This window comes from Citromicrobium bathyomarinum, from assembly GCF_038594485.1.
Lineage (GTDB): Bacteria > Pseudomonadota > Alphaproteobacteria > Sphingomonadales > Sphingomonadaceae > Alteriqipengyuania > Alteriqipengyuania bathyomarina_A.
Map to the genome: position 1 here is coordinate 39,940 of NZ_JBCFZG010000007.1, position 22,280 is coordinate 62,219.

Here is a 22,280-nt window from a genome sequence, read left to right on the forward strand (position 1 = left end):
GCGGCCCTCGTGAAACTGACCGGCGGGGAATCGAATCCCCGCCGGTGCAGCGCCTATATTAGTTCGTGATCTTGCTGACAACCCCCGAACCGACGGTGCGGCCACCTTCGCGGATTGCGAAGCGCAGACCTTCATCCATCGCAATCGGCGCGATCAGCTTGACCGAGATCGTGACGTTGTCGCCCGGCATCACCATTTCGGTGCCTTCGGGAAGGATCACTTCGCCGGTCACGTCGGTGGTGCGGAAGTAGAACTGCGGGCGGTAGTTGGCGAAGAACGGCGTGTGACGGCCACCTTCATCCTTCGACAGCACGTAGACTTCGGCGCTGAATTCGGTGTGCGGCGTAACCGAACCCGGCTTCGCAAGCACCTGGCCACGCTCGACGTCTTCACGGGCAACGCCGCGAATCAGCGCACCGATGTTGTCGCCGGCTTCACCGCGATCGAGCAGCTTGCGGAACATTTCGACACCAGTGACGGTCGTCTTCGAAGTGTCCTTGATGCCGACGATTTCGACTTCGTCGCCAACGTTCACGACGCCGGTTTCGACACGGCCGGTCACAACCGTACCGCGACCCGAGATCGAGAACACGTCTTCGATCGGCATCAGGAATGCCTGGTCGACCGGACGTTCCGGCTGCGGGATGTATTCGTCAACGGCCTTCATCAGCTCGATGATCGAATCCTTGCCGATGTTGTCGTCGCGACCTTCGAGAGCGGCCAGAGCCGAACCCTTGACGATCGGAATGTTGTCGCCGTCGAAGTCGTAGGCGCTCAGCAGTTCGCGAACTTCCAGTTCGACGAGCTCGAGGATTTCCTCGTCGTCGACCTGGTCGACCTTGTTCAGGTACACGACCAGCGCCGGCACGCCGACCTGACGCGAGAGCAGGATGTGCTCGCGGGTCTGCGGCATGGGGCCGTCGGCAGCGTTCACCACCAGGATCGCGCCGTCCATCTGCGCGGCACCGGTGATCATGTTCTTCACATAGTCAGCGTGGCCGGGGCAGTCGACGTGCGCATAGTGGCGCGCTTCGGTCTCGTATTCGACGTGCGCGGTCGAAATCGTGATGCCGCGCTCACGCTCTTCGGGAGCCTTGTCGATGTTTGCGAAATCGACAGCCGCGCCGCCGTAGGTGTCAGCCATCACCTTGGTGATCGCTGCGGTCAGCGTGGTCTTGCCGTGGTCGACGTGACCGATGGTGCCGATGTTGCAGTGCGGCTTGTTCCGCTCGAACTTTTCCTTCGCCATTTTCTCTAATTACCTCTGTCTGAAATGGGATTTGTGCGGGGAAAAGGCGGCGCCCGCTCAAAATCAGGCGCCGCCCCTAAACCGATCGCTCGCCTTAGGCAAGCTTCTCCTTGACCTCTGCCGCCACGTTCGCGGGGACTTCGTCGTAATGCGAGAACTGCATCGAGTACTGCGCGCGTCCCTGAGTGAACGAACGCAGCTCGTTGACGTACCCGAACATGTTGGCCAGCGGCACGAATGCCTCGACCGCCTGCGCGTTACCGCGCGTGTCGGTGCCCTGAATCTGGCCACGACGGCTGTTAAGGTCACCGATGACATCCCCCAGATAGTCTTCCGGGGTCACGACTTCCACCTTCATGACCGGTTCCAGCAGCTTGATGCCTGCCTTCTGGGCCACTTCGCGCATCGCACCGCGACCGGCGATTTCGAACGCGATCGCGCTCGAGTCGACGTCGTGGTACTTACCGTCGATCAGACGGATCGAGAAGTCGATGATCGGGAAGCCGACCAGATGACCGCTCTCGGCCTGCTCGCGGAAGCCCTTTTCGATCGCCGGGATGTATTCGCGGGGGATGTTACCGCCCTTGATCTCGTCGACGAAATCGATGCCTGCGCCGCGTTCACCCGGGGTGACGACGACCTTGACCTCACCGAACTGACCCGAACCACCCGACTGTTTCTTGTGGGTGTAGGTCACTTCGACTTCGCGGCCGAGGTATTCGCGGTAAGCCACCTGCGGCGCACCAACGTTGGCTTCGACCTTGAATTCGCGCTTCATGCGATCGACCAGGATGTCGAGGTGAAGCTCGCCCATGCCCTTGATGATCGTCTGGCCCGATTCGTGGTCGGTGCTGACGCGGAAGCTGGGATCCTCGGCAGCCAGGCGATTGAGCGCAACGCCCATCTTTTCCTGGTCGGCCTTGGTCTTGGGCTCCACGCTCAGTTCGATGACCGGCTCGGGGAATTCCATGCGTTCGAGGATGATCGGCTTGGCCGGATCGCACAGCGTATCGCCCGTGGTCGTGTCCTTCATGCCGGCCAGCGCGACGATGTCGCCCGCGAATGCCTCTTCGATGTCCTCACGGTTGTTGGAGTGCATCAGCAGCATGCGGCCGATCTTTTCCTTCTTCTCCTTCACCGAGTTCAGGACCGAGCCCTTGCTGAGCTTGCCCGAATAGATGCGGGTGAAGGTGAGCGAGCCGACGAACGGGTCGTTCATGATCTTGAAGGCGAGCGCAGAGAACGGCGCGTCATCGGACGACGGGCGCGTTTCCTCGACGTCGCTATCGGGCAGCACCCCCTTGATGGCAGGCACGTCGAGCGGGCTCGGCATGTAATCGACCACGGCGTCGAGCAGGGGCTGCACGCCCTTGTTCTTGAACGCCGAGCCACACAGCACGGGCACGAACGCGCGGGCCATGGTTCCCTTGCGGATCAGCTTCTTGAGCGTCGCCGCATCGGGCTCGTTGCCTTCGAGGTACGCTTCCATGACATCGTCGTCCTGCTCGACGGCGGTCTCGATCAGCTTCTCGCGATATTCGGCAGCCTTGTCGGCCAGCTCTTCGGGGATGTCGATGTAGTTGAACTCGGCGCCAAGACCGTCGTTTTCCCACACGATGCCGCGATTATTGACCAGATCGACCACGCCGCGCAGATCGCTTTCCATGCCGATCGGCAGGTAAAGCACCAGCGGCGTCGCGCCGAGGCGGTCGATGATCGACTGCACGCAGTAATAGAAGTCGGCGCCGGTGCGGTCGAGCTTGTTGATGAAGCACATACGCGGAACGCCGTACTTGTCGGCCTGGCGCCATACGGTTTCGGACTGGGGTTCGACCCCGGCCACGCCGTCGAACACAGCAACCGCGCCGTCGAGCACGCGCAGCGAACGTTCGACTTCGATGGTGAAGTCGACGTGTCCGGGCGTGTCGATGATGTTGATGCGGTGCTTGGGGCCCTGGCCATCTTCGGCCGACCAGAAGGTGGTCGTCGCGGCCGAGGTTATGGTGATCCCGCGCTCCTGCTCCTGCTCCATCCAGTCCATCGTCGCGGCACCATCGTGCACTTCGCCGATCTTGTAGGACTTGCCGGTGTAGTAGAGGATACGTTCGGTCGTGGTGGTCTTGCCGGCATCGATGTGCGCCATGATGCCGATATTGCGATAGCGCTCCAGCGGATAGTCGCGGGCCATTGTCAATTCCTCGGAAGAGTCAGAGTGAGGGGGAGCCTGGGTAGCCACCCCCATATGGGGAGTTATGTGACCGGTTGAAGACGCGCCCGCCGCAAAGCCGGCGCGCCCCATCCGATATGCCTTACCAGCGGTAGTGCGAGAACGCGCGGTTCGCATCCGCCATGCGGTGCGTATCTTCGCGCTTCTTGACCGCGTTGCCGCGATTGTTCGCCGCATCCATCAGCTCGCCCGAAAGACGCGCCGCCATGGTGGTTTCGGGACGACCGCGCGCCGCCGAGATCATCCAGCGGATCGCCAGCGCCTGCGCGCGTTCGGGGCGAACCTCGACCGGCACCTGATAGGTGGCACCGCCAACGCGGCGGCTGCGCACTTCGACCTGCGGCTTCACATTGTCGAGCGCGGCGTGGAACACCTCGACCGGGTTCGCCTTGGCCTTGGCTTCGACCGTGTCGAGCGCGCCGTAGACGATCTTTTCGGCCACGGCCTTCTTACCGTCCAGCATCAGGTTGTTCATGAACTTCGACAGCACCAGATCCTTGAACTTGGGATCGGGCAGGATTTCGCGCTTCTCTGGGCGACGACGACGACTCATGTCGTTATTCCTTCTGTTGGGCCCTTCCCCATGCCGTCACCCCGAACTTGTTTCGGGGTCCAGTTTTCGGCGTGGGGCAGACCTTTCAAATCACATTGCAAACGTCACAGCGGAGGAAGGCTGGATCCTGAACTGCGGTCGCCCGAGGGCGACCTTTTCAGGATGACCTGTCCCCCGGACAGGTCACTTCGGCCGCTTGGCACCGTACTTGGAACGGCTCTTGCGGCGATCCTTGACGCCCTGCGTATCGAGCACGCCGCGCAGCACGTGGTAGCGCACGCCGGGAAGGTCGCGCACACGGCCGCCGCGGATCAGCACAACCGAGTGCTCCTGCAGGTTGTGGCCTTCGCCCGGGATGTAGCTGATGACTTCGCGCTGGTTGGTCAGGCGAACCTTGGCCACCTTGCGCAGAGCCGAGTTCGGCTTCTTCGGGGTCGTCGTATAGACGCGGGTGCAGACGCCGCGCTTCTGCGGGTTCTGCTCCATCGCAGGGACCTTGGACTTGGCCTTCTGCGGTGTACGGCCCTTGCGGACCAGCTGGTTGATGGTGGGCATTAAATTCTCTCTTCTGCCTGTTCGTTTCGAGGGCCTTGCCAACCCCGCTCATCCCGAGCTTGTCGAAGGATCGCACTCCTCTTCTTGCGAGAAAGAAGAACGGTGCTTCGACAGGCTCAGCACGGGCGGGACTGTGTCGGCCAATGGATGGCTTCGCGTGTGCGTTAGAATGGAGTGTGTCGGGGTCGTGCCGGACGCCCTGTCGTGAGTTCCTGCGAAAGCAGGAACCTAGGGGCCCTGGGCTCCTGCTTTCGCAGGAGCGCCCGAGATAGCACGAGCCTGAAACGCTCCACCCGAACGCGCCCGCAAGGGACCACCCGGATTACTCTGACGGCTGCCCAGCCCAACCCGATACGGGAAAAACGAAAAGGCCATCGCGTATGCGACAGCCCCGGGACAAAACCGGCAATGTTCAGCTCTGTAAGCCTCGGCGGGAGCTAGCCCTCGCCTCGGTTGGATGCGCGCTTAGTTGAATTTGGGGGCGGGGTCAAGGGAGCGCGCTTCAGCGTCATGCCTCGCTTGATTCGAAATACGATCCGAATAAAGCTAAACGAAGAGGTGACGGATGGCATTCCAAAATATTTTGATTTCCCAACTTATGGTGAATCCTTCCAATGATCGCCACGGAGAGCTCCGTGACGAAAGCGCAGCAATCGATGAGCTTTTTCGCCTGCATGAGCCGCGTATGAAGAATCTGGCCAATGACATCGTGGCCCAAGGCAGAATCTTAGATCCGCCACTAGTGATGCTTCACGATGAGCAATATGTCGTTTTCGACGGCAATCGTCGCGTAACCTGTATGAAACTGCTTCGCGATCCCTCGATGGCGCCGAACGATGAACTAACACAGTTCTTTCGCGATTTACGAGAAAGTTGGACTGGCCGCTTTCCGAACCGAATTTCCTGCCAACTTGAGGAGGACCGTGACGTCATCGACGATATTTTATCTCGACGGCACACTGGGAGCCAAGCAGGGATCGGGCAGATCAGCTGGGATGATCGCGCTAAACATAATTTTGTCGAACGGACTGGACGCGGCGGTCAAATCAACGTCGGCGCAGCAGTTGAGGAATTTCTGAGAGATAACGACCGCCTACCAGCTGAACGCATTCCCTGGTCCACGCTTACCCGCTTACTTTCATCTGAGCAGTTCCGCGGTCGAGTTGGCATTTCTACGGCTGGCAGACGGTTTCGTCTGACGCACGACCACGATGCGGTTGTTGACGTCCTAGAAAGGATCGCAGACGATCTTGCGAATGGACACCTTACGCTTGGTCATTTGTGGAACAACGAGGGAAAACGGCGATACTTAGATCAGCTTGAAGCAGAGGGCATCCTCCCCACCGAGCAGCACAGAATTGCCAATGAGGAAGGGACAAATCAGGTAGGGCCCGCACCGGCGAGACCCGGACGACCGCCGCGCCGTCAGCCCCCCTCACGAACTCTAATTCCCCAAGGAACAGCGACCCCGCAATGGACGGCAGACCAGCAACGGGTCGCTCGAATATGGGAGGAGCTCTGTCGACTCCCCCTACAGACTTATCCGAATGCCGCAGCCGCGTTACTCAGAATGCTTCTCGAGCATTCGGTTGAGGGGTACATGATTGAGCACGGATTAGACGAGCGCCCGGATTTGTCGCGGCGAGTCGGAGCGGTCGCCCGGTCCCTCCGAGATCGAGACTTGATAGATGCTCAGTACCTCGACGAATTGGATCGCATTCGGAGAAATGACCAGCTTATATCAGTCGCCAGCATGCAGAGACTTTTACACTCTCCAGATTTCGCCCCCATGGATAATGAATTTAGAGCTTATTGGAACCGACTCGGCCGCTTTATAATCGCCGCCCTCTCACTATAGACATGGCCGGGGCTGACGGAAACTTCCACCATGCGCATTTGGGCCGACCGAGCTGGGTTTCAGGTGACATTTTCACGCGGAGCGCACAGCTTGGTCACTTGCACGCAGGCGAGCCGTGGGAATTTACTCGTCATATTCTGTTTGAGTTCCAAAACAGCGACATTGACGAAGAACATCCAGAATGGATGGTTAGTTGGTTTGCTGGCGTATCGATACTAAGGACTATAGGCCACGTCCTAAGGAACGTGGATCGGAAACGATCAGATGAGACACGGATCATTGTCGATGATTTTTGGTCTGATGTTCAAGACAACAGAATAACTCACTGGATTTTTTTCGACTTTATTCAGCGTGAGAGGAATAACATACTGAAAGAATTTTCTTTTGGCGCTTCCTTGCCAGAAAATTCTGATGATCGACGTATTTTGGTCTATGATACCCATGATGACTGGGATGGAACCCAACTTTTTCGCGAAGCGGTGTATTGGTGGCGGGCGCAACTTGAACACATTGACCGGGAAATTGGAAAGATTAGCACTAGTACGATCTGACCGCTGTCCTACTCCCCCACATTCTGCAATCTACCTGCGGCTATGCCTCCAGATGAGTCTTCCGATGGGTCCGCCGAGGACCGTCGCCCGAACACGCCCTCCCCGGCTCCACGCGATCTAGCCTCCGCTCCGGGGCAAGCGAACTGCCACCGGCGGAAGGATGGGTCCGCCGAGGACCGTCGCTCGAACACGCCCTCCCCGGCTCCACGCGATCTGGCTTCCGCTTCGGGAGCTTCGGCCTCCCTCCCCGATGGGGAGGGATTGAGGGAGGGGTCTTTGCTGCCCGAGAGGGTAGACCACCCCCACCCAACCTCCCCCTCAAGGGGGAGGAGCACAAGGAAGATAGCCCGCCAGGCGACCTCCGCCGTGGCCTACACCGGCCCCACACCCGACGCGGACGATCCGCTCCTCTCCTTCGCGCCCTACCTGCACCCGCACCCGCGCTCCAACTCGATCACGCCCGAGCGGCAGCGGCGGTTTATCGCGACGCTCGCGGCGACGGGGATCGTCACGCAGGCGGCGCGCTCTATCGGGAAAAGCATGGAGGCGCTCTACAAGCTGCGCAGCAAGCCGGGCGCGGAGGGGTTTGCCGCGGCGTGGGATGCGGCGCTGGAGCGGGGGGTGCAGCGGCTGGAGGATTGTGCGTTGGAACGCGCGCTCAAGGGCACGCCCACGCCGATCGTCTCGGGCGGCAAGCTGCTCGGCACGTGGGACAAGCCGGACAATGCGCTGCTGCGCTTCCTCCTCCAGCACCGTCTGCCCCAGCGGTATGGCGTCCAGAACCTCGCACCCGGGCATCCGGTGTACGAGAGCATTCGCGAGGAGGTGCTGGAGGAAGACCGGCGCAAGCGGGAGGCGAACCTGCAGGCGGTCTACGACTCGATCGACCGCAAGCTGGACCGGATCCGGGAGCGGCGCGGGTCGGGGGAGGATTAGGTTTCGCGCGATCGCCTCCCCTCCCCGCCGGGGTGGGGCCGGGGGTGGGGGTTCCCAGCCATCGGCCTGGGTACACCCCCACCCGGCCTCCCCCTCAAGGGGGAGGAGACGTGCGGCCTCAGCTCTGCGCCCAGCGGCGCACGAGGTTGTGGTAGAGCTGGGTGAGTTTGAGCACTTCGCGGTCGGTCGCGCCGCGATCCGCGCTGAGCGTCTGGACGCTCCGGTCGAGATCGAACAGCATCTCGCGCGCGGCATTGTCCGCCACCAGCGATTGCAGCCACAGGAAGCAGCTCACCCGCTCGCCGCGCGTCACCTCGGCCACGCGGTGCAGCGTGGTGGAGGGGTAGAGCAGCAGCGATCCGGCGGGCAGCTTGTGGCTTTGCGTGCCGCTATTGCCCTCCACGATCAGCTCGCCGCCCTCGTATTCCTCCGGGGGCGTGAGAAACAGCGTGGCGGAAAGATCGGTGCGGATGCGCGCGCCGGTGGCCGCGTGGTAGCGGATGGCGTTGTCGACGTGGAGGCCGAAGGTCTCGCCCGGGCCGTAGCGGTTGAACAGCGGCGGGAAGATCGTGTGCGGCAGCGCGGCGGAGAGGAACGTGGCGTTCTTCATCAGCGCGTGGCTGACGGTTTCCTGTGCGGCGTGGGTGGCGGGCGCATCCTCGGGCAGCTGCCGGTTGCGCTTCGCCTGCGCCGCGCCCGCGCCGCTGGTCGCATTCCCGTCGACCCATTGCGCGGCGAGGAGGCGATCGCGCAATTGCACCGCCTCCTCGCTCGTCAGCACATCGGGGATGTGCAGCATCATCGGCCTCGCTCGCCTCCCTAGAAGTCGGCGGTCAGCGTGAAGAAGGCCGACCGGCCCGGCGCGATATAGCTGAACGGCGAGCCGGAGCGATAGATCGCATCGTAATACCGCTTGTCCGTCACGTTGAGCACGTTGACCCGCGCGGTCAGGTGGTCGTTGACGCGATAGCGCGCAACCGCGTCGAACCGGGCGTATCCCGGCACCATCGCGGTGCCCGCCAGCTGCGTGCCGCCGTACATCTCGTCCTGGTAGTACACCTGGCCGCCGATCTCGAACCGGCTGGTCACGAGCACGGTGGCGAGCAGCTGCGCGGTATGTTCGGGGATGTTGGCGAAGCGGCGGCCGACATTGGCGGGGTTGGCCGATTTGGTGATCGTCGCGTCGGTATAGGTGTAGCCGCCGAACAGCTTGATCCGGTCCGCCACGGTGCCGGCGAAGCCCAGCTCCACGCCCTGACTGCGCAGCGTGCCCACGTTGGTGTAGGGCTGGCCGCGCCCGCCGCTTTCGCGGGCATTGTCCTTCTCAATCCGGAACGCCGCCGCGCTCAGCAGCAGGTTGCCGCCGAAAAGCTCCGCCTTGGCGCCCGCTTCCCACGAGGTGTTCTGCTCCGGGCTGAAGTCGATCGTGTCGCTGCTGATCCCGTCATAGCTCGCCCCGTTGCCGTCGAGCTGTTCGCCGCTGGGGTTCGCGCTAGTGGCGTAGGAGACGTAGAGCGTGGTCGCCGGAGACGGCTTGAACACACCCGATGCCTGCCAGTTGAACAGCGTCGCACTGTAATCGAGCGTATCGCCCGAGGAGGAGCGGTAATCGATGTCGAACGTATCCAGCCGCCCGCCGAGCACGACCCGGAAGGCATCGGAGAACTTGATCGTGTCGACCAGGTACGCCCCAAAACTCTGCGCTTCGGTGACGCTGGGCCCGGTCGCGGTGTCGGGCCCGATCTCGATCTCGTAGCCGAGCACCGGGTTGGGATCGAACAGGTCCCAGACGAAGCTGCCGGGGATCGAGATGATGTTGCCCTGCGCGTCTTCCACCGTGGTCGGCACGTCGAGGCGGTAGGCGTCGATCGTCTCGAAGCTGTAGTCGCCGCCCATCACGATTTCGTGCGCGATGCCGCCGGTCTCAGCCTTGGCGACGGCATAGGTGCTGTTCGCCCAATAGGAGTTGTTGCGCCAGCTGCTCTTCATCGCGGGGCTGACGGTGTACTCGCTCTCCGGCACCGGCACGCCGCCGCTGCGCGGGCAGCTGTTGGTAGTGGGATCGCGCTCGAACACGCACAGCGAGGGTTCGCTCACCGCGTAGCGGTTCCACGTCTCGCCGTAGCGGGTGGTGCTGTAGATCGAGAGATCGGGAATAGGTTTCCACTCGATCCCCACGGTGCCGATATCCGCGCCGTTCGAGATGAAGTCGCGCCCGACCACGCCGTAGAAATTGTCACGATCGACCCGGTAGGGCTGCTGCGTGGTGGAATCGAACGGGTGGCCGTAGTCGGGCACCCCGTCGAGCCGGTAGAGATAGTAGTCGGCATTGATGCTGAGCGTGTCGGTGATCGCCAAAGTGCCTGCGAACGCACCGCCATACCGTTCGTTCTCGACATAGTCGCGGCCGGGCGTGTCGGCGTCGTGATAGAGGCCGTTGACGCGGATCGCGGCCCCATCGGCCAGCTGGTAGTTCGCGTCGATCGTGCCGCGATAGTAATTCTCGGTGCCGATGCCGCCCTCTGCGACGACGAAGTCGTTGCCGAACTGCGCGCGCTTGGACTGCAGGCTGACGAGGCCGCCGGTCGTCCCGCGCCCGCCGAACACCGCGCTCGGCCCCTTGATGACTTCGATCTGCTCGATCGCGAAGATCTCGCGGCTGGTCACACCCGGATCGCGCAGGCCGTCGATATAGACGTCGTTGCGTGCCTCGAATCCGCGGATGAAGATCCGGTCGCCGAAGGCATTGCCGCCCTCGCCCGTGCCCAGCGTCACGCCGGGCGTGCTACGGACGATCTCGCGGAAGCTGTTCGCGCCGATATCCTCGATCACTTCCTTGGGGATGACAGTCTGCGTCTTGGGCGTGTCGAGCACCTTGTCGGTGAATTTACCGTCGCTCGATTCGGCCTTGTAGGGCGCGTCGGGCTCGGCGTTCTCGTTCACATCGCGCTGGCCGATCACGATAATGTCGGAATCCTTGTGATCCTGAGCCTGCGCGGGCACGCACAGAAAGGCCGCGCCGAAAGCGCCTGCCAGCAACGTTGCGCGCTGGGCCGTGCCGGCCTGTTGTGAGCGATGGATCGATGAATCGGACAATGGAACCTCCCTGAGTGTTGGGAGGTGCTATTGCGAATGCGTATCATTAAAGCAAGCGTAGTTTATGCGCTCACAAAATTTTCTGCCCGATGCGCGTCGAGACGCCCGGAAAGTCGCAACTTTGCGACCCGGTTCTGCAATTGAATTGCACGAACAGTTCAGCGAGGCGCCGCTTTGCCAGGCTAAAGGAAGCGGCGAATTGCCTTGGGCGGTTCGTCGGAATGGCGCGGATCGGTCTGCTCGTCGATGTCTTCGGCGGGCGCGGTCGGCGCGGCCATTTGTCCTGCGGACCCGCTGGCGGTCGCGCCGGTATCGCGCCGCACGAGGGGCCTGGTACCTTCATGTTCCGCGGCCAGACCATCTTCCAGCATCTGGATCAGCTTGGCCGGGGGCAGCGGCCGTTCGAACCTGATGCCGGTGACGAGATCGTCCGACCTCACGATCATGGCATTGTGGAGCGTCTGCCCGCCGACTTCGATAGTACACAGCGCGCCGGCAACCGCCCCATCGAGCATGTGGACAGCGATGCCCGACATCGAGATATTCTCCAGTTCGCACCATTGCGGGCTGGAACCTTGCCAGATGCGGACATGGAGACGCGCGGGAACGCGTGTCGCACGCGGGCGTGGCACCGGGATCGCAGCCGCCGGGCCCGAAAGGTTGGCAACCCCTATGCGATTGCCCTCCACCCAGGCGACGCGCGCCTCGACGGGCTGGATTCCATCCCACCAGTAAGTGAGCAGTGTGTTCGGCTGCGCGGGGACGAGCGCTTCGAACATGGCGCCGCCATTGCTCATATTGCGCAGGATGGCCGGATGCGCCTCCCCATCGATAACGATGCAGCAGGTGCGGAAGGTTGCGATCTGACGCTCGTTCTTGCGACGATCGGCCACGGGAGCCGCATCGACGGGCTTCCCGTCGTGCGTGGCACGCGGGGATTCCGGGATTTCGACTAGCTTCGGCATGGCGACCTGGAGCGCTCCCCTGTTAACGCGATGCAGCCCGAAACTGCGACTGCCTGCCCAATTGTGATCCGAGATGGTTTCTTTTGGGTTACCGGGAGGGGTAGCGATTGCGCGCTCGTGACTGTTACGTAGCGTCAGCCAGCATCGCCGCACCGGCGCGCTGCTAGAGCGTACCCTTGAGGTATTCGACCAGCGCGCGGACTTTCTTCTGCCGCCATTGCGGTGGCGGGGCGACCAGCCAGTAACCGCGCCGACCCTCTACCGGCCCGTCGAGCACCGCAACCGTACCGGCCTCGATCGCCTGCGCCGCGAGCGCGTGTGGCAGCCGTGCCGACCCCATGCCCGCCGCCACGCAGGCGAGCGCCTGGCCAGCGCTGCCCACCGAAATGCATGGCTCGGCCTCGTCATTCCGCCCGTCGCCGGGCCAGCCGATCCTGCGCCCATCGGCTAAGGATGGATCGACCGGGCCGACCGTGACCCACGCGCTCTCGGACATCGGCTCACCGGGGAACTCGTCGGGTCCTTCGGCCAGCCAGATGGCGACGTCGAGGTTGGCTTCGGAAAAATCCGCCCGCTCGCGCTCGCGCAGCTGGAAGCGGACCTTGGGGTGCTCCGCCTGGAAGCCTGCGAGGCGCGGCGCGAGCCAGTTTTCGAGCATCCCGCGCGGTGCGGCGATGGCGAAGCGATCGACCGCCTGGCCCGCCTGCATCGACGCGACGCTCTCCTCGAAATGGAGAAACCCTTCGCGCAGCGAATCGAGCCCCGCACTGCCCTCTTCTGTCAGTTCCAGCCCCTTGCTGGTGCGGCGGAAAAGGACCGTACCGAGATGGTCTTCAAGCGCGCGGATCTGCTGGCCGACCGCCGCCGGAGTGACGGCCAGTTCGTCCGCCGCCCGGGTAAAGGACAGGTGGCGGGCGGCCGCATCGAACACGCGCAGGGCGTTGAGGGGCAGGAGCGTGCGCTTCATGACGGACGGAGCGCTAGCCCGGGCGTCCCTGCCTCACAAGTCGCAGATCAATGCGCGGTGGCGGGCGCGGCGAGCGGGAAGAAGGGAATCCGCACCTCGATCGGCGATCCGTCTTCGCGGTGAAAGGTGTAGAATCCCTCCATCGATCCGAACGGGGTCGTCAGCGGGCAGCCCGACACGTAATCGTGGCTGCGCCCGGGGGTGAGGACCGGCTGTTCGCCAACCACGCCTTCGCCATCAACATGGCGAACCGTGCCCTGCGCGTCGGTGATGCGCCAGTGGCGCGTCATCAGCTGAACCCGCTCGCGCGAAGCGTTCTCGATCCGGATATGGTAGATCCAGAACCACTTGCCGTTCGCAGGATCGCTCTGCTCAGGCAGGAAATTGACTGTGACCCGCACGGTAACACCGTCGGTTGTCGCTGCATGATCGAACAGGTTCTTCATCACGATTCGGGAGCGTAATGCGATTCGGGCCGAGGGCAAGGCGCACGAACGCGACTTTCCCACCACAGATGCGCCCGCGCGTCAGCTCTTGCCGAAATCGGCACGGGTTCCATGGGCCGAAATCGCCGCGCACAGCCGCCGCAAAGCTACCGCATAGGCGGCGGTGCGCATGTCGGTGTCGCACTCCTGCATCACCTCGCGCACGTTATCGGCGGCATCCGAAATTTTTTGCTCGAGATAGTCGGTAACGTCCTCTTCGTCCCAGTCGATGCCCTGTCGGCCCTGCACCCACTCGGCATGGCTGACCGTGACCCCGCCCCCGTTGGCGAGGATATCGGGCACCACCTCGATCCCCGCATCTGCCAGCGCGCTGTCGGCGGCGGGCAGGATCGGGCGGTTGGCGATTTCGACGATCGCCTTGCAGTTGAGCGCCTTCACATCGTCTTCGTCGGCGATCACTCCGCCGAGGGCAGCGAACACCAGCACGTCGCATTCGGTCGACAGCACCTTTTCCGGGTCGTCGCTCGCATCGCCGCCGTCGTAGGCGGTGACCTTGCCCTTGTCGTCCTTCACCTCGACCAGTTCGTCGATATCGAGCCCGTCGGGATCGCTGATCGTGCCCGAGGAATCGGCAACTGCCACGATCGTGTGGCCTGCGTTCTCGGCGGCGCGGGCGAACCAGCGCCCGGCGTTGCCGAAGCCTTGCAGCGCGATCGTCAGCCCGCCTTCCTCGCCCAGCCCGGCAAGATCGCGCATGGCTTCCAGCGCGATATGCCCGCCGCGCCCGGTCGCAGGCGTGCGCCCCGGCATTCCGCCGAGCGCCACGGGCTTGCCGGTGAACGCGTGGCGCTGGATCGATCCGGCGATCTCCGAATATTCGCTGACCATCCACGCCATCTCGCGTTCGCCGGTGGCGACATCGGGGGCGGGCACGTCGCGGTCGGGGCCGAGGATTTTGGCCATCGCGCGGACGTAACCGCGCGCCACCCGCTCCTTCTCCATCGTCGAAAGGTCGTGCGCATCGACCTCGACCCCGCCCTTGCCGCCGCCGAAGGGCAGGCCCATCAGCGCGCACTTCATGGTCATCAGGAAGGCAAGCGTTTGGACCTCGCCCAGATGCACGCTCGGGTGGAAGCGGATGCCGCCCTTGGTCGGGCCGAGCGAGGAATTGTAACGGCAACGCCACGCCTTGAGCGTTACGGCGGACCCATCGTCACGCCGCAGGCTGACCGAGGCGGCGAGCGTTTCGATGGGATCGCGCAGGTGCGCAACCACCTCGTCCTCCAGCCCGATCAGCTGGGCCGCCCGCTCCATCCGCTGCTGTGCCGCTTCGAGTAGTTCGCTCACCTTGGTCGTCTCCTGTGAATGGCTTTCACAGGAAACAACGTGAGCCAGCGCGCCCGTTCCGACAGCTGCCCTAAAGGACTAGAACCCCGCTGCAGTCAGCGCGCGGTCCATGTCTTCCTTGATATCCTCGATATCTTCGAGGCCGACATTGATCCGCACCAGACCTTCGGTCACGCCCATTTCGGCGCGCGCGTCTTCGCTCATGCCTGCGTGCGTGGTGCTGGCCGGGTGGCAGGCGAGGCTGCGCGAATCGCCGATATTGTTCGACAGATCGACCAGTTCGAGCGCGTCGAGCAGCGCGTGCGCCTTTGCCCGGTTACCCAGATCGAAGGCGAAGATCGGCCCGGTGGCGCGCATCTGCTTCAATGCGAGCGCGTGGCGCGGGTGGCTTGCCAGCCCCGGGTGGAGGATACGCGGCACGCGCGGTTCCATCATCTTGCCCAGCGCCACCGCGTTCTCGCTCTGGCGATGTGCTCGCAGGTCGAGCGTTTCGAGACCCTTCATCACCACCCACGCGTTGAAGGGCGAGAGGTTGGGCCCGGTGTTGCGCTGGAACGGCAGCAGCACCTCGTCGATCCATTCCTTCGTGCCGCACACCGCGCCCGCGAGCACGCGGCCCTGCCCGTCCATCAGCTTGGTCGCGCTGTACGCCACGACATCCGCGCCGAATTCCATCGGTCGCTGGAGCGCAGGCGAGGCGAAGGCATTGTCGACCACGGTGGTGATACCGTGCGCCTTCGCCACGCCGCAGACATGCTCGAGGTCGACCACGTCGAGCGTCGGGTTGGCAGGCGTTTCGAAGAAGAAGACCTTGGTGTTGGGCCGGATCGCCGCTTCCCACGCGGCGTTGTCCGCGCTGTCGATCACGGTCGTCTCGATCCCGAAACGCGGCAGCAGGTGGTCGACCAGCCAGCGACACGAACCGAACGCCGCGCGCGCGGCGACGCAGTGATCGCCGGCGGACAGCTGGCACAGCAGCGCGGCGGTCATCGCGGCCATCCCGGACGCCTGCACGCGGCACGCCTCTGCCCCCTCCATCAGTGCGATGCGTTCTTCGAGCATCGCGACGGTCGGGTTCTGGAGGCGCGAATAGGTCATCCCCTCGGCCTCGCCCGCGAAGCGCGCGGCGACTTCGGCGGCGTTATCGTAGGTATAGCCAGAGGTGAGGAACAGCGCCTCGCTCGTCTCGCCATGCTCGGATCGCCAGGTGCCGCCGCGCACGGCCTGCGTTGCGGGACGCCACTTGGAGGTGACGGAGCGATCCATTCCGGTGGTCTTCTTCATGGCCCACCGGCTAGGCGCGTGGGCGCAAGCGATCAAAGGGAATTTCAACCGGCCGCTCTCGCAAGCCGAGCGTGGCGCATCGGCCACGGGTCCGCTGCAACAGGATCGCGCCGCTTGTCGCGCTCGCGCTGCTCCCGTATCTCGTGAGCCGAAATGAGCCGAGAGTACGCGCAGCGCGTCCACGCCAGCGAAGATCCCATGCTGGCCAGCCTTGGCCTGACGCTGGTCTTTTTCGCGCTGTGCCTGTGGCGGATCACCATCCCCGGCTCGCACTATTTCGACGAGATCCACTACCTGCCCGCGGCGCGCGAGCTGCTCGCAGGGACATCCTACCGCAATCCCGAGCACCCGCCGCTGGGCAAGGAGATTATCGCAGGCGGAATCGCGCTGTTCGGCGACAATCCGTGGGGCTGGCGATTCTTCTCCGTGCTGGCGGGCGCGACCACGATGTTCGCCGCGATGCGCGCGCTGTGGCACGTCAGCCATCGGCAGGCCGCCACGCTGGCCTATGGCGTGCTGCTGGCGACGGGTTTCATCCTGTTCGTCCAGTCGCGGATCGCGATGCTCGACATTTTCATGGCGGTCTTCGTGATGATCGCATTGTGGCTGTTCGCCGCCGCCTGCAACGCCCCCACCACCGCGAGGGCGCGCGGGAACCTTGCGCTGGCCGGAATAGCGATAGGGTGCGCGCTCGCGTCCAAATGGAACACGATCCCGCTCGCGCCGATTCCCGGCCTCGCCTTTCTGGTCCTGCGTTGGCGGGCTGTCGGCACTAAGCATCTCGCGACTGCGCGCAAGGCGGCGCCGGTGCGCGGCATCAGCCTGATCGAAGGCGCCCTATGGCTTGGGCTGGTGCCGGTGCTGGTCTACGCCATCACCTTCTGGCCGGCCTATGTGTTGCCGCACAGCCCCTTGGCGGGCCTCGGCCCGATTGCCTCGCAGGAATACATGCTGAGCCTGCAGATGAGCGTGAAGGCGTTCCATCCCTACCAGACGCACTGGAGCGACTGGGTGCTGAACACGCGCGGCATCTGGTACGCGTTCAACATGTATGACGGCGCGCAGCGCGGGATCATCCTGATCGGCAACCCCCTGACCATGTGGCTGGGCCTGGTCGCGCTGACGTGGTGCGCCTACGCCGCCGTTTTCCTGCGCCGCGCGGACGCGGCGGCGGTCGTGATCCTCTACGCGGCGAGCATCCTTTTCTGGATCGTCGCGGCGAAGCCCGTGCAGTTCTACTACCACTATTTCCTGCCGAGCTGTTTCCAGCTCGCCGCGCTGGCGCTCGCGATCGACCGCCTGCGCGAGCTGCGGCAGCGCTGGGCGTTCTGGCTGGTGCTGGCGGGCAGCCTTGCGATATTCGCCTATTTCTACCCCATCCTCAGCGCCTGCGCATTGGAGGACAAGCACGCCTTCATGAAATGGGCGTGGCTGAAAAGCTGGATCTAGCGGCTTCCCCGCCCCCAGACGAAGCGGTTCGATAGTGCGTAGTTCCACACCGATCCGACCACGATCCCGGCAATCGCGGCGAGCAGCCAATGGCCGACAAGCGCCTCGATCAGGCTGGCGAGCCCGACATTGGCCAGCGCGCCGACGGAGCACGCCGCGCAGAACAGCGCCCACCCGCGCACGAAGGCGGGCAGCGTGCGCAGCCGCTTGTCGCGGTAGGTCAGCCAGTTGTTGAGCCAGAAATTGAAGCTCATCGCAGAAAAGGTCGCAATTGCCTGCGCCTTCCAGAAGGTCGCGGTCATGCCGGGATACAGCATCGACAGCACTGCGAGATGGACCAGCACCCCCGCGCCGCCGACGGTCGCGAACATGGCGAAGCGGGTCGGGATGATCCGCCCGAAATACCGCTCGTACAATCCGGCGAGGAATTCGAACGCCACCGCACGATCGAGCTTGCTCTCCCCCGCCAGCCGTTGGCCGAACTGCATCGGCACCTCGGCCACACGCAGCTGCCCGCGCGAGAGCGAGAGGATATCGAGCAGGATCTTGAACCCGATCCCCGACAGGCGCGGGGCGAGCGCCCGGACCCGTTCGGTCCCAATCACGAAATAGCCGCTCATCGGATCGGTCAGCTCGACCCCGGTGAGCATCCGCGCCAGCCGGTTGGCGATGCGCGATCCGCGCTCCCGGTTGGCGCTCGAAAGGCCCTGCGCGCTGCCTCCTTCCGCGAAACGCGATGCGACGACGAGGTCGGCCTCGCCCACGCGCAGCTTTTCGAGCATTTGCGGGATCAGTGCGGGGTCGTGCTGGTGGTCGGCATCCATCACCGCGATCACCGGGGCGGCGGTCGCGCAGACACCTTCGATCACAGCAGAGGCAAGCCCGCGCCGCCCGACGCGGTGGATCACGCTCACGCGGCGGTTGGTCCGCGCCAGCATACGCGCCTCGTCCGCCGTGCCATCGGGGCTGTCGTCGTCGACCACGATCGCTTCCCAGTCGATCCCGGCCAGCGCCGCCTCGATCCGCGCGATCATCGGCGCGAGATTCTCCCGCTCGTTGAGCGTGGGCAGGATGACGGCGATTTCGGGCACTCGCTCTTCCCTTTGCCCCCTCAGGCTGTCGTCTCAGGCAATCCGTGCCAGTCGTTCGATCAGCCGGGTGCGCGCGGCCATAGCATCGCCCCGCCGGTCGGCAAGCAGGTAGCGTTCGAGCGCGGGGGCGATTTTTCGCAGCGCGTCGAGGGTTTCGGGCAGGTCGCCCGCTTGCGGCTTCGCCCCGCCATAGCCCAGCTCGCGCAGCAGCAGCACTTCGTAGGAAAGTAGCGCAGGCGCCCAGCCGCGCGCCGAGGGTGCATGGCAGATCGCATCGAGCAGGGCGCCCAGTGCCTGATAGAGGCTCGGATAGGGATTGCGTTCCGGCAGCGTCGATGCGGTCAGCGCGGTCACCCACAGGATCGCTGCGGCGGGCAGCGGTTCACCAAGCCACGGCGCGCGGCTGGCGACCAGCTCGACCTTGCCGAAGGGCAGCTGGCTGGCCGAGCGCGCGCGGATATCCGCCTCCACCACGTTGCCGGGGATCACCACGGGCCGCAGCCGCCGCCCCTGTCCACCCGCGACATAGGCCGCGACCAGCCCCGCCTCTTGCGTAAGGGCGCGCAGGATCACCGCGTTCTCCCCATGCGGCCGCGCTGCAAGGACGATGGCGGGGGCCTTCAACTGCATGGCGTCGTGCTAAGCAGGCCGCGAGGCCGCGCGCAATCTACCCCGCCATTGCTTCCTTCGACGCCTTGACTGCCATCGAGCGGGCGCGGCCCATCGACCAGTTGGCCTGCATCCGCACTTCGGGGTTGGGGGCGCACCAGATTTCTCCGGTGGAGTCGATGGCGGTCACCCACAGCAGGTTGTGTTCCTGCCCGTAATCGATGACGCCCAAAGCATAGCCGTCTCCCTTGCCCAGAACGTGGAGCGGGATCGGCGGATCGAGTTGCGTGAACATGGCGCGAAGACCTCTCTTGCGGCGATGAAACGCGCAAAGGGGCCGGGCGCACCCGATTCATCATTTCCTAAATTTCGACTGAAAACCGGCGCTTTACCGCCAGCGTGCCGGATTACTTGCGCTTGGCTTCCAGCGCGTCGAGCCGCGCGGCGAGCGCTTCGGTCTCTTCGCGCGCCTTGGCGGCCATCGCCTTCACCGCCTCGAATTCCTCGCGGCTGACGAAGTCAAGCCCGCCGACCGTTTCCTTGATCCGCTCGCGCGCGCTTTGCTGCGCCTCGCGGGTCATCCCGGCGAAGGTGCCCGCGGCACCGTTCACCAGCTTCACGAAATCGGCGATCATGGGGTTCTGGCTCTGCATGGTGCGAGAGATGGCGCGTGGGCTCCGGTTTGTCCAGAGCCCGCGCTTGCCGCCCTACAGATCGATCCGCTGCACCGCGCCGGTGGTATCCGAACCGTCCGCCTCGGGGTTCAGCTGCATGATCTCGTAATTCAGGTAGGTCGCGAACAGCGCCCACGCGAAATAGGGGATCAGCAGCGCCGCCGCCATTTTGCGCACGCGGAAGAACAGCACAATGGTGAGGAAGATCATCACCGACAGCGCGACCATCAGGTAGAACGCATAAGTGATCTCGTGCTGGCCGAAGAACAGCGGGCTCCACCCAAGGTTGAGCGCGAACTGGATCAGGAATGCCACGATTGCGATGCCCCGCCCCCTGGCGCCCCACGCAGAGCAGACCAGCGCGAAGGCGAGGCCCATCATGACGTAGAGAATGCTCCAGACGATCGGGAACAGGCTGGGATCGGGCTGATATTCGGGCTTTACCAGCGCATCGTACCACGGATCGCCCGCGCCCGATCCGGCCAGCTGGCCCGACAGGAAGCCCAGCAGCACCACGGCGGGGACGCAGAACAGCGCCCAGCGAATAAAGCTGGCGCGCAATTGCGCGCGCGAAGCCAGCGTAGTCATTTTGCCTCCGACCCGATCATTTTCGATTCCCCCAATGCTGGCCGACTCCCCCGGCCACAAGCAATGTCGCGCGCCCTATACCGAATTGGTACGCGCGCTGCACCTATTCCTAAGCCCTAACCGCAGAAATCAGGAATTCGACATTGCCTTTTGGCCCCGTGATCGGGCTTTCGACGATGCCCTGCACCTGCCAGCCGCCTGCTTCGAGCCAGTGACGCACCTCTTCGCACACCCGCTGATGCAGCGCAGGATCGCGCACGACCCCGCCCTTGCCGACCTCTTCGCGCCCGACCTCGAACTGCGGCTTGATCAGGCTGACGAGGCGGCATTGCGGCGCGGCCAGCTCCAGCGGGCGTTCGAGCACCTTGGCCATGCCGATAAAACTCGCGTCGCACACCACCCAGTTGCATGTCGCGTCGATCTGATCGCGCGTCAGGATGCGCGCGCTGGTCTGTTCGAGCACGGTCACGCGATCGTCCTGCCGCAACTTCCACGCGAGCTGGTTGGTCCCGCTGTCGACCGCGAAGACGCGCGCGGCACCGCGCTGCAGCAGCACGTCGGTGAACCCCCCGGTCGAGCTGCCGATATCCATCGCCACCGCGCCCGCCGGGTCGAGATCGAAGGCGTCGAGCGCGTGGGCGAGCTTCATTCCGCCCCGGCTGACCCAGGGGTGGTCGCGTCCGCGCACGTCGAGCGCGGCATCCTCGGCAATCGGCTGACCCGGTTTGGCGATCTTCGTCTCGCCCGCGAAGACCAGCCCCGCCATCACCAGCGCCTGCGCCCGCGCGCGGCTTTCCGCCAGCCCGCGTGCCACCAACACCTGATCCACCCGCATCTTCTTCGCCATGGATGCGCGTATTAGACCAAACTCGGGCCGCGTGAAGCTTTGCAAGGGGGCTAAGCGCGTATTCTCGTCTTCGGGCCATCGGCCGCCGCGCGTCATAAATCGAAAAGTATGGACCCGCCCGGCGTCCGCGCGCATTTACCTTCACATATGGTTTCACTTCGCACCCTTCGCCCCGCCCGCCTCGCGCTCGCATCTTCGCTGCTGATCGTGACCTGCTGCCAGACGCCGCAGCCCACGCCGCCTGCGCCGCCCGCCCCCAGGCCGGTTGCGACCCCCGCGCCGACGCCTGTTCCGCCGCAAGTCGCGCTGCCGCCCGCCGATAACTGGATCGACCGGCCGCAGACGCCGGGCGATTGGCGCTACGTGGTCGAGCCGGGCGAAACGCTGGCTGCGTTCGGCACGTCGGACGCGATCAGGCTGGTCATCGGGTGCAACCTTGCCACGCGCAAGATCGCGATCGTGCGCGCCGCTTCCGCGCCGTTGCAGGACGAAGTCGTCATGCGTATCGGCACCGAAACGGCCTCGCGCGCGCTAATGGCAAAGCCGGCTTCGGGCGAACCTTCGCGCGTGCTGGCGACGCTTGACGCGCGCGATCCATTGCTCGACGCGATGGCGATCACGCGCGGGCGCTTTGCCGTGGAAGTGGAGGGCGAACCCGGCCTGTACGTGCCCGCCTGGGCCGAGGTGACGCGGGTGATCGAGGATTGCCGCTAGGCGGCCAGCGCTGCCCGCAAGAAACCGTCGATTTTCAGGAAGACAAATGTGCCGAACCGGCGCGATCGGCGCTGCGTGGCAGGCCAATTGACGAGCGCACGAGTATGACGGGGAAAAACATATTTACAAGGCTTGTGCTGGCGAATCGCATGACTCAAATATGCACTTGAGGGCGACGGCCCACGTCGCTTCTCGGCCCCCGGTGATACGGTGCGGGTCTTGGCTTACAAGCGCGAAAGGAGGTGATCCGATGTCTCATGGTTCAGCAGAGAGG

The 22,280-nt window shown here is 64.2% G+C and carries 22 protein-coding genes; 5 read left to right on the forward strand and 17 right to left on the reverse strand.

Going from position 1 to position 22,280, the window contains the following annotated elements; translation table 11 throughout:
* Window positions 1-58 precede the first annotated feature (58 nt).
* The 4 genes from tuf to rpsL all read right to left on the reverse strand — a co-directional run bounded on the left by tuf (window position 59) and on the right by rpsL (window position 4,584).
* The gene (tuf, locus tag AAG591_RS12655) at window positions 59-1,249 is read right to left on the reverse strand and encodes an elongation factor Tu (protein ID WP_342531724.1); all 1,191 of its coding nucleotides are present in this window, start codon (window positions 1,247-1,249) and stop codon (window positions 59-61) included.
* 94 nt (window positions 1,250-1,343) lie between these two features.
* Window positions 1,344-3,437 (reverse strand): elongation factor G, encoded by a 2,094-nt coding sequence (fusA, locus tag AAG591_RS12660; RefSeq protein ID WP_342531725.1) that lies wholly within the window; start codon window positions 3,435-3,437, stop codon window positions 1,344-1,346.
* A gap of 121 nt (window positions 3,438-3,558) precedes the next feature.
* Window positions 3,559-4,029, reverse strand: coding sequence for a 30S ribosomal protein S7 (gene rpsG / locus AAG591_RS12665; RefSeq protein ID WP_342531726.1), 471 nt, complete (start codon window positions 4,027-4,029; stop codon window positions 3,559-3,561).
* Window positions 4,030-4,212: 183 nt separating this feature from the next.
* Window positions 4,213-4,584, reverse strand: a complete 372-nt coding sequence (rpsL, locus tag AAG591_RS12670) for a 30S ribosomal protein S12 (RefSeq protein ID WP_342508865.1) — start codon at window positions 4,582-4,584, stop codon at window positions 4,213-4,215.
* A gap of 565 nt (window positions 4,585-5,149) precedes the next feature.
* Here rpsL and AAG591_RS12675 point away from each other — a divergent pair.
* The 3 genes from AAG591_RS12675 (at window position 5,150) to AAG591_RS12685 (ending at window position 7,929) form a co-directional block, all read left to right on the forward strand.
* Complete coding sequence (locus AAG591_RS12675) at window positions 5,150-6,442, forward strand: ParB N-terminal domain-containing protein (RefSeq protein ID WP_342531727.1); 1,293 nt, start codon at window positions 5,150-5,152, stop codon at window positions 6,440-6,442.
* Between the two features lie 2 nt (window positions 6,443-6,444).
* Window positions 6,445-6,993: a hypothetical protein gene (locus AAG591_RS12680; RefSeq protein WP_342531728.1), complete on the forward strand. Its 549-nt coding sequence runs from the start codon at window positions 6,445-6,447 to the stop codon at window positions 6,991-6,993.
* Between the two features lie 366 nt (window positions 6,994-7,359).
* On the forward strand, window positions 7,360-7,929 hold the full coding sequence (locus AAG591_RS12685) for a hypothetical protein (RefSeq protein ID WP_342531729.1): 570 nt from the start codon (window positions 7,360-7,362) through the stop codon (window positions 7,927-7,929).
* A gap of 118 nt (window positions 7,930-8,047) precedes the next feature.
* Here the strand turns inward: AAG591_RS12685 and AAG591_RS12690 are convergent, their stop codons facing one another.
* The 7 genes from AAG591_RS12690 to AAG591_RS12720 form a co-directional block, all read right to left on the reverse strand.
* On the reverse strand, window positions 8,048-8,731 hold the full coding sequence (locus AAG591_RS12690) for a Fe2+-dependent dioxygenase (protein WP_342531730.1): 684 nt from the start codon (window positions 8,729-8,731) through the stop codon (window positions 8,048-8,050).
* Window positions 8,732-8,748: 17 nt separating this feature from the next.
* Entirely contained in the window at window positions 8,749-11,025 is a 2,277-nt protein-coding gene (locus tag AAG591_RS12695) for a TonB-dependent receptor (RefSeq protein ID WP_342531731.1), read from the reverse strand.
* Window positions 11,026-11,207: 182 nt separating this feature from the next.
* Window positions 11,208-11,990 (reverse strand): PilZ domain-containing protein, encoded by a 783-nt coding sequence (locus AAG591_RS12700; protein ID WP_342531732.1) that lies wholly within the window; start codon window positions 11,988-11,990, stop codon window positions 11,208-11,210.
* A gap of 163 nt (window positions 11,991-12,153) precedes the next feature.
* Window positions 12,154-12,957, reverse strand: coding sequence for a LysR family transcriptional regulator (locus tag AAG591_RS12705; protein ID WP_342531733.1), 804 nt, complete (start codon window positions 12,955-12,957; stop codon window positions 12,154-12,156).
* Between the two features lie 47 nt (window positions 12,958-13,004).
* Window positions 13,005-13,403, reverse strand: a complete 399-nt coding sequence (apaG, locus tag AAG591_RS12710; protein WP_342531751.1) for a Co2+/Mg2+ efflux protein ApaG — start codon at window positions 13,401-13,403, stop codon at window positions 13,005-13,007.
* An 81-nt stretch (window positions 13,404-13,484) separates the two neighbouring features.
* Window positions 13,485-14,750 carry a Glu/Leu/Phe/Val family dehydrogenase gene (locus tag AAG591_RS12715; RefSeq protein ID WP_342531734.1) on the reverse strand — a complete coding sequence of 422 codons (1,266 nt, stop codon included), beginning with the start codon at window positions 14,748-14,750 and terminating at the stop codon, window positions 13,485-13,487.
* A gap of 78 nt (window positions 14,751-14,828) precedes the next feature.
* Window positions 14,829-16,034 (reverse strand): trans-sulfuration enzyme family protein, encoded by a 1,206-nt coding sequence (locus AAG591_RS12720; RefSeq protein WP_342531735.1) that lies wholly within the window; start codon window positions 16,032-16,034, stop codon window positions 14,829-14,831.
* A 153-nt stretch (window positions 16,035-16,187) separates the two neighbouring features.
* On the opposite strand from AAG591_RS12720, the gene AAG591_RS12725 reads away from it, so the two are divergent.
* Window positions 16,188-17,483: a phospholipid carrier-dependent glycosyltransferase gene (locus tag AAG591_RS12725; RefSeq protein ID WP_342531736.1), complete on the forward strand. Its 1,296-nt coding sequence runs from the start codon at window positions 16,188-16,190 to the stop codon at window positions 17,481-17,483.
* Here AAG591_RS12725 and AAG591_RS12730 read toward each other — a convergent pair.
* The 6 genes from AAG591_RS12730 to AAG591_RS12755 form a co-directional block, all read right to left on the reverse strand.
* Window positions 17,480-18,574, reverse strand: a complete 1,095-nt coding sequence (locus AAG591_RS12730; protein ID WP_342531737.1) for a glycosyltransferase — start codon at window positions 18,572-18,574, stop codon at window positions 17,480-17,482. The two genes, AAG591_RS12725 and AAG591_RS12730, sit on opposite strands and share 4 nt — an antisense overlap.
* A 33-nt stretch (window positions 18,575-18,607) precedes the next feature.
* On the reverse strand, window positions 18,608-19,204 hold the full coding sequence (gene recO, locus AAG591_RS12735; protein ID WP_342531738.1) for a DNA repair protein RecO: 597 nt from the start codon (window positions 19,202-19,204) through the stop codon (window positions 18,608-18,610).
* A 37-nt stretch (window positions 19,205-19,241) separates the two neighbouring features.
* Window positions 19,242-19,478 carry a hypothetical protein gene (locus AAG591_RS12740; RefSeq protein ID WP_342531739.1) on the reverse strand — a complete coding sequence of 79 codons (237 nt, stop codon included), beginning with the start codon at window positions 19,476-19,478 and terminating at the stop codon, window positions 19,242-19,244.
* Between the two features lie 112 nt (window positions 19,479-19,590).
* A complete protein-coding gene (locus AAG591_RS12745; protein ID WP_342531740.1) occupies window positions 19,591-19,836 on the reverse strand; it encodes an accessory factor UbiK family protein in 246 nt (81 codons plus the stop codon).
* Window positions 19,837-19,890: 54 nt separating this feature from the next.
* Window positions 19,891-20,445: a TspO/MBR family protein gene (locus AAG591_RS12750; protein ID WP_342531741.1), complete on the reverse strand. Its 555-nt coding sequence runs from the start codon at window positions 20,443-20,445 to the stop codon at window positions 19,891-19,893.
* Between the two features lie 109 nt (window positions 20,446-20,554).
* Window positions 20,555-21,292, reverse strand: coding sequence for a TlyA family RNA methyltransferase (locus AAG591_RS12755; RefSeq protein WP_342531742.1), 738 nt, complete (start codon window positions 21,290-21,292; stop codon window positions 20,555-20,557).
* Between the two features lie 147 nt (window positions 21,293-21,439).
* On the opposite strand from AAG591_RS12755, the gene AAG591_RS12760 reads away from it, so the two are divergent.
* Complete coding sequence (locus AAG591_RS12760; RefSeq protein WP_342531743.1) at window positions 21,440-22,006, forward strand: hypothetical protein; 567 nt, start codon at window positions 21,440-21,442, stop codon at window positions 22,004-22,006.
* The last annotated feature ends 274 nt before the right edge of the window (window positions 22,007-22,280 follow it).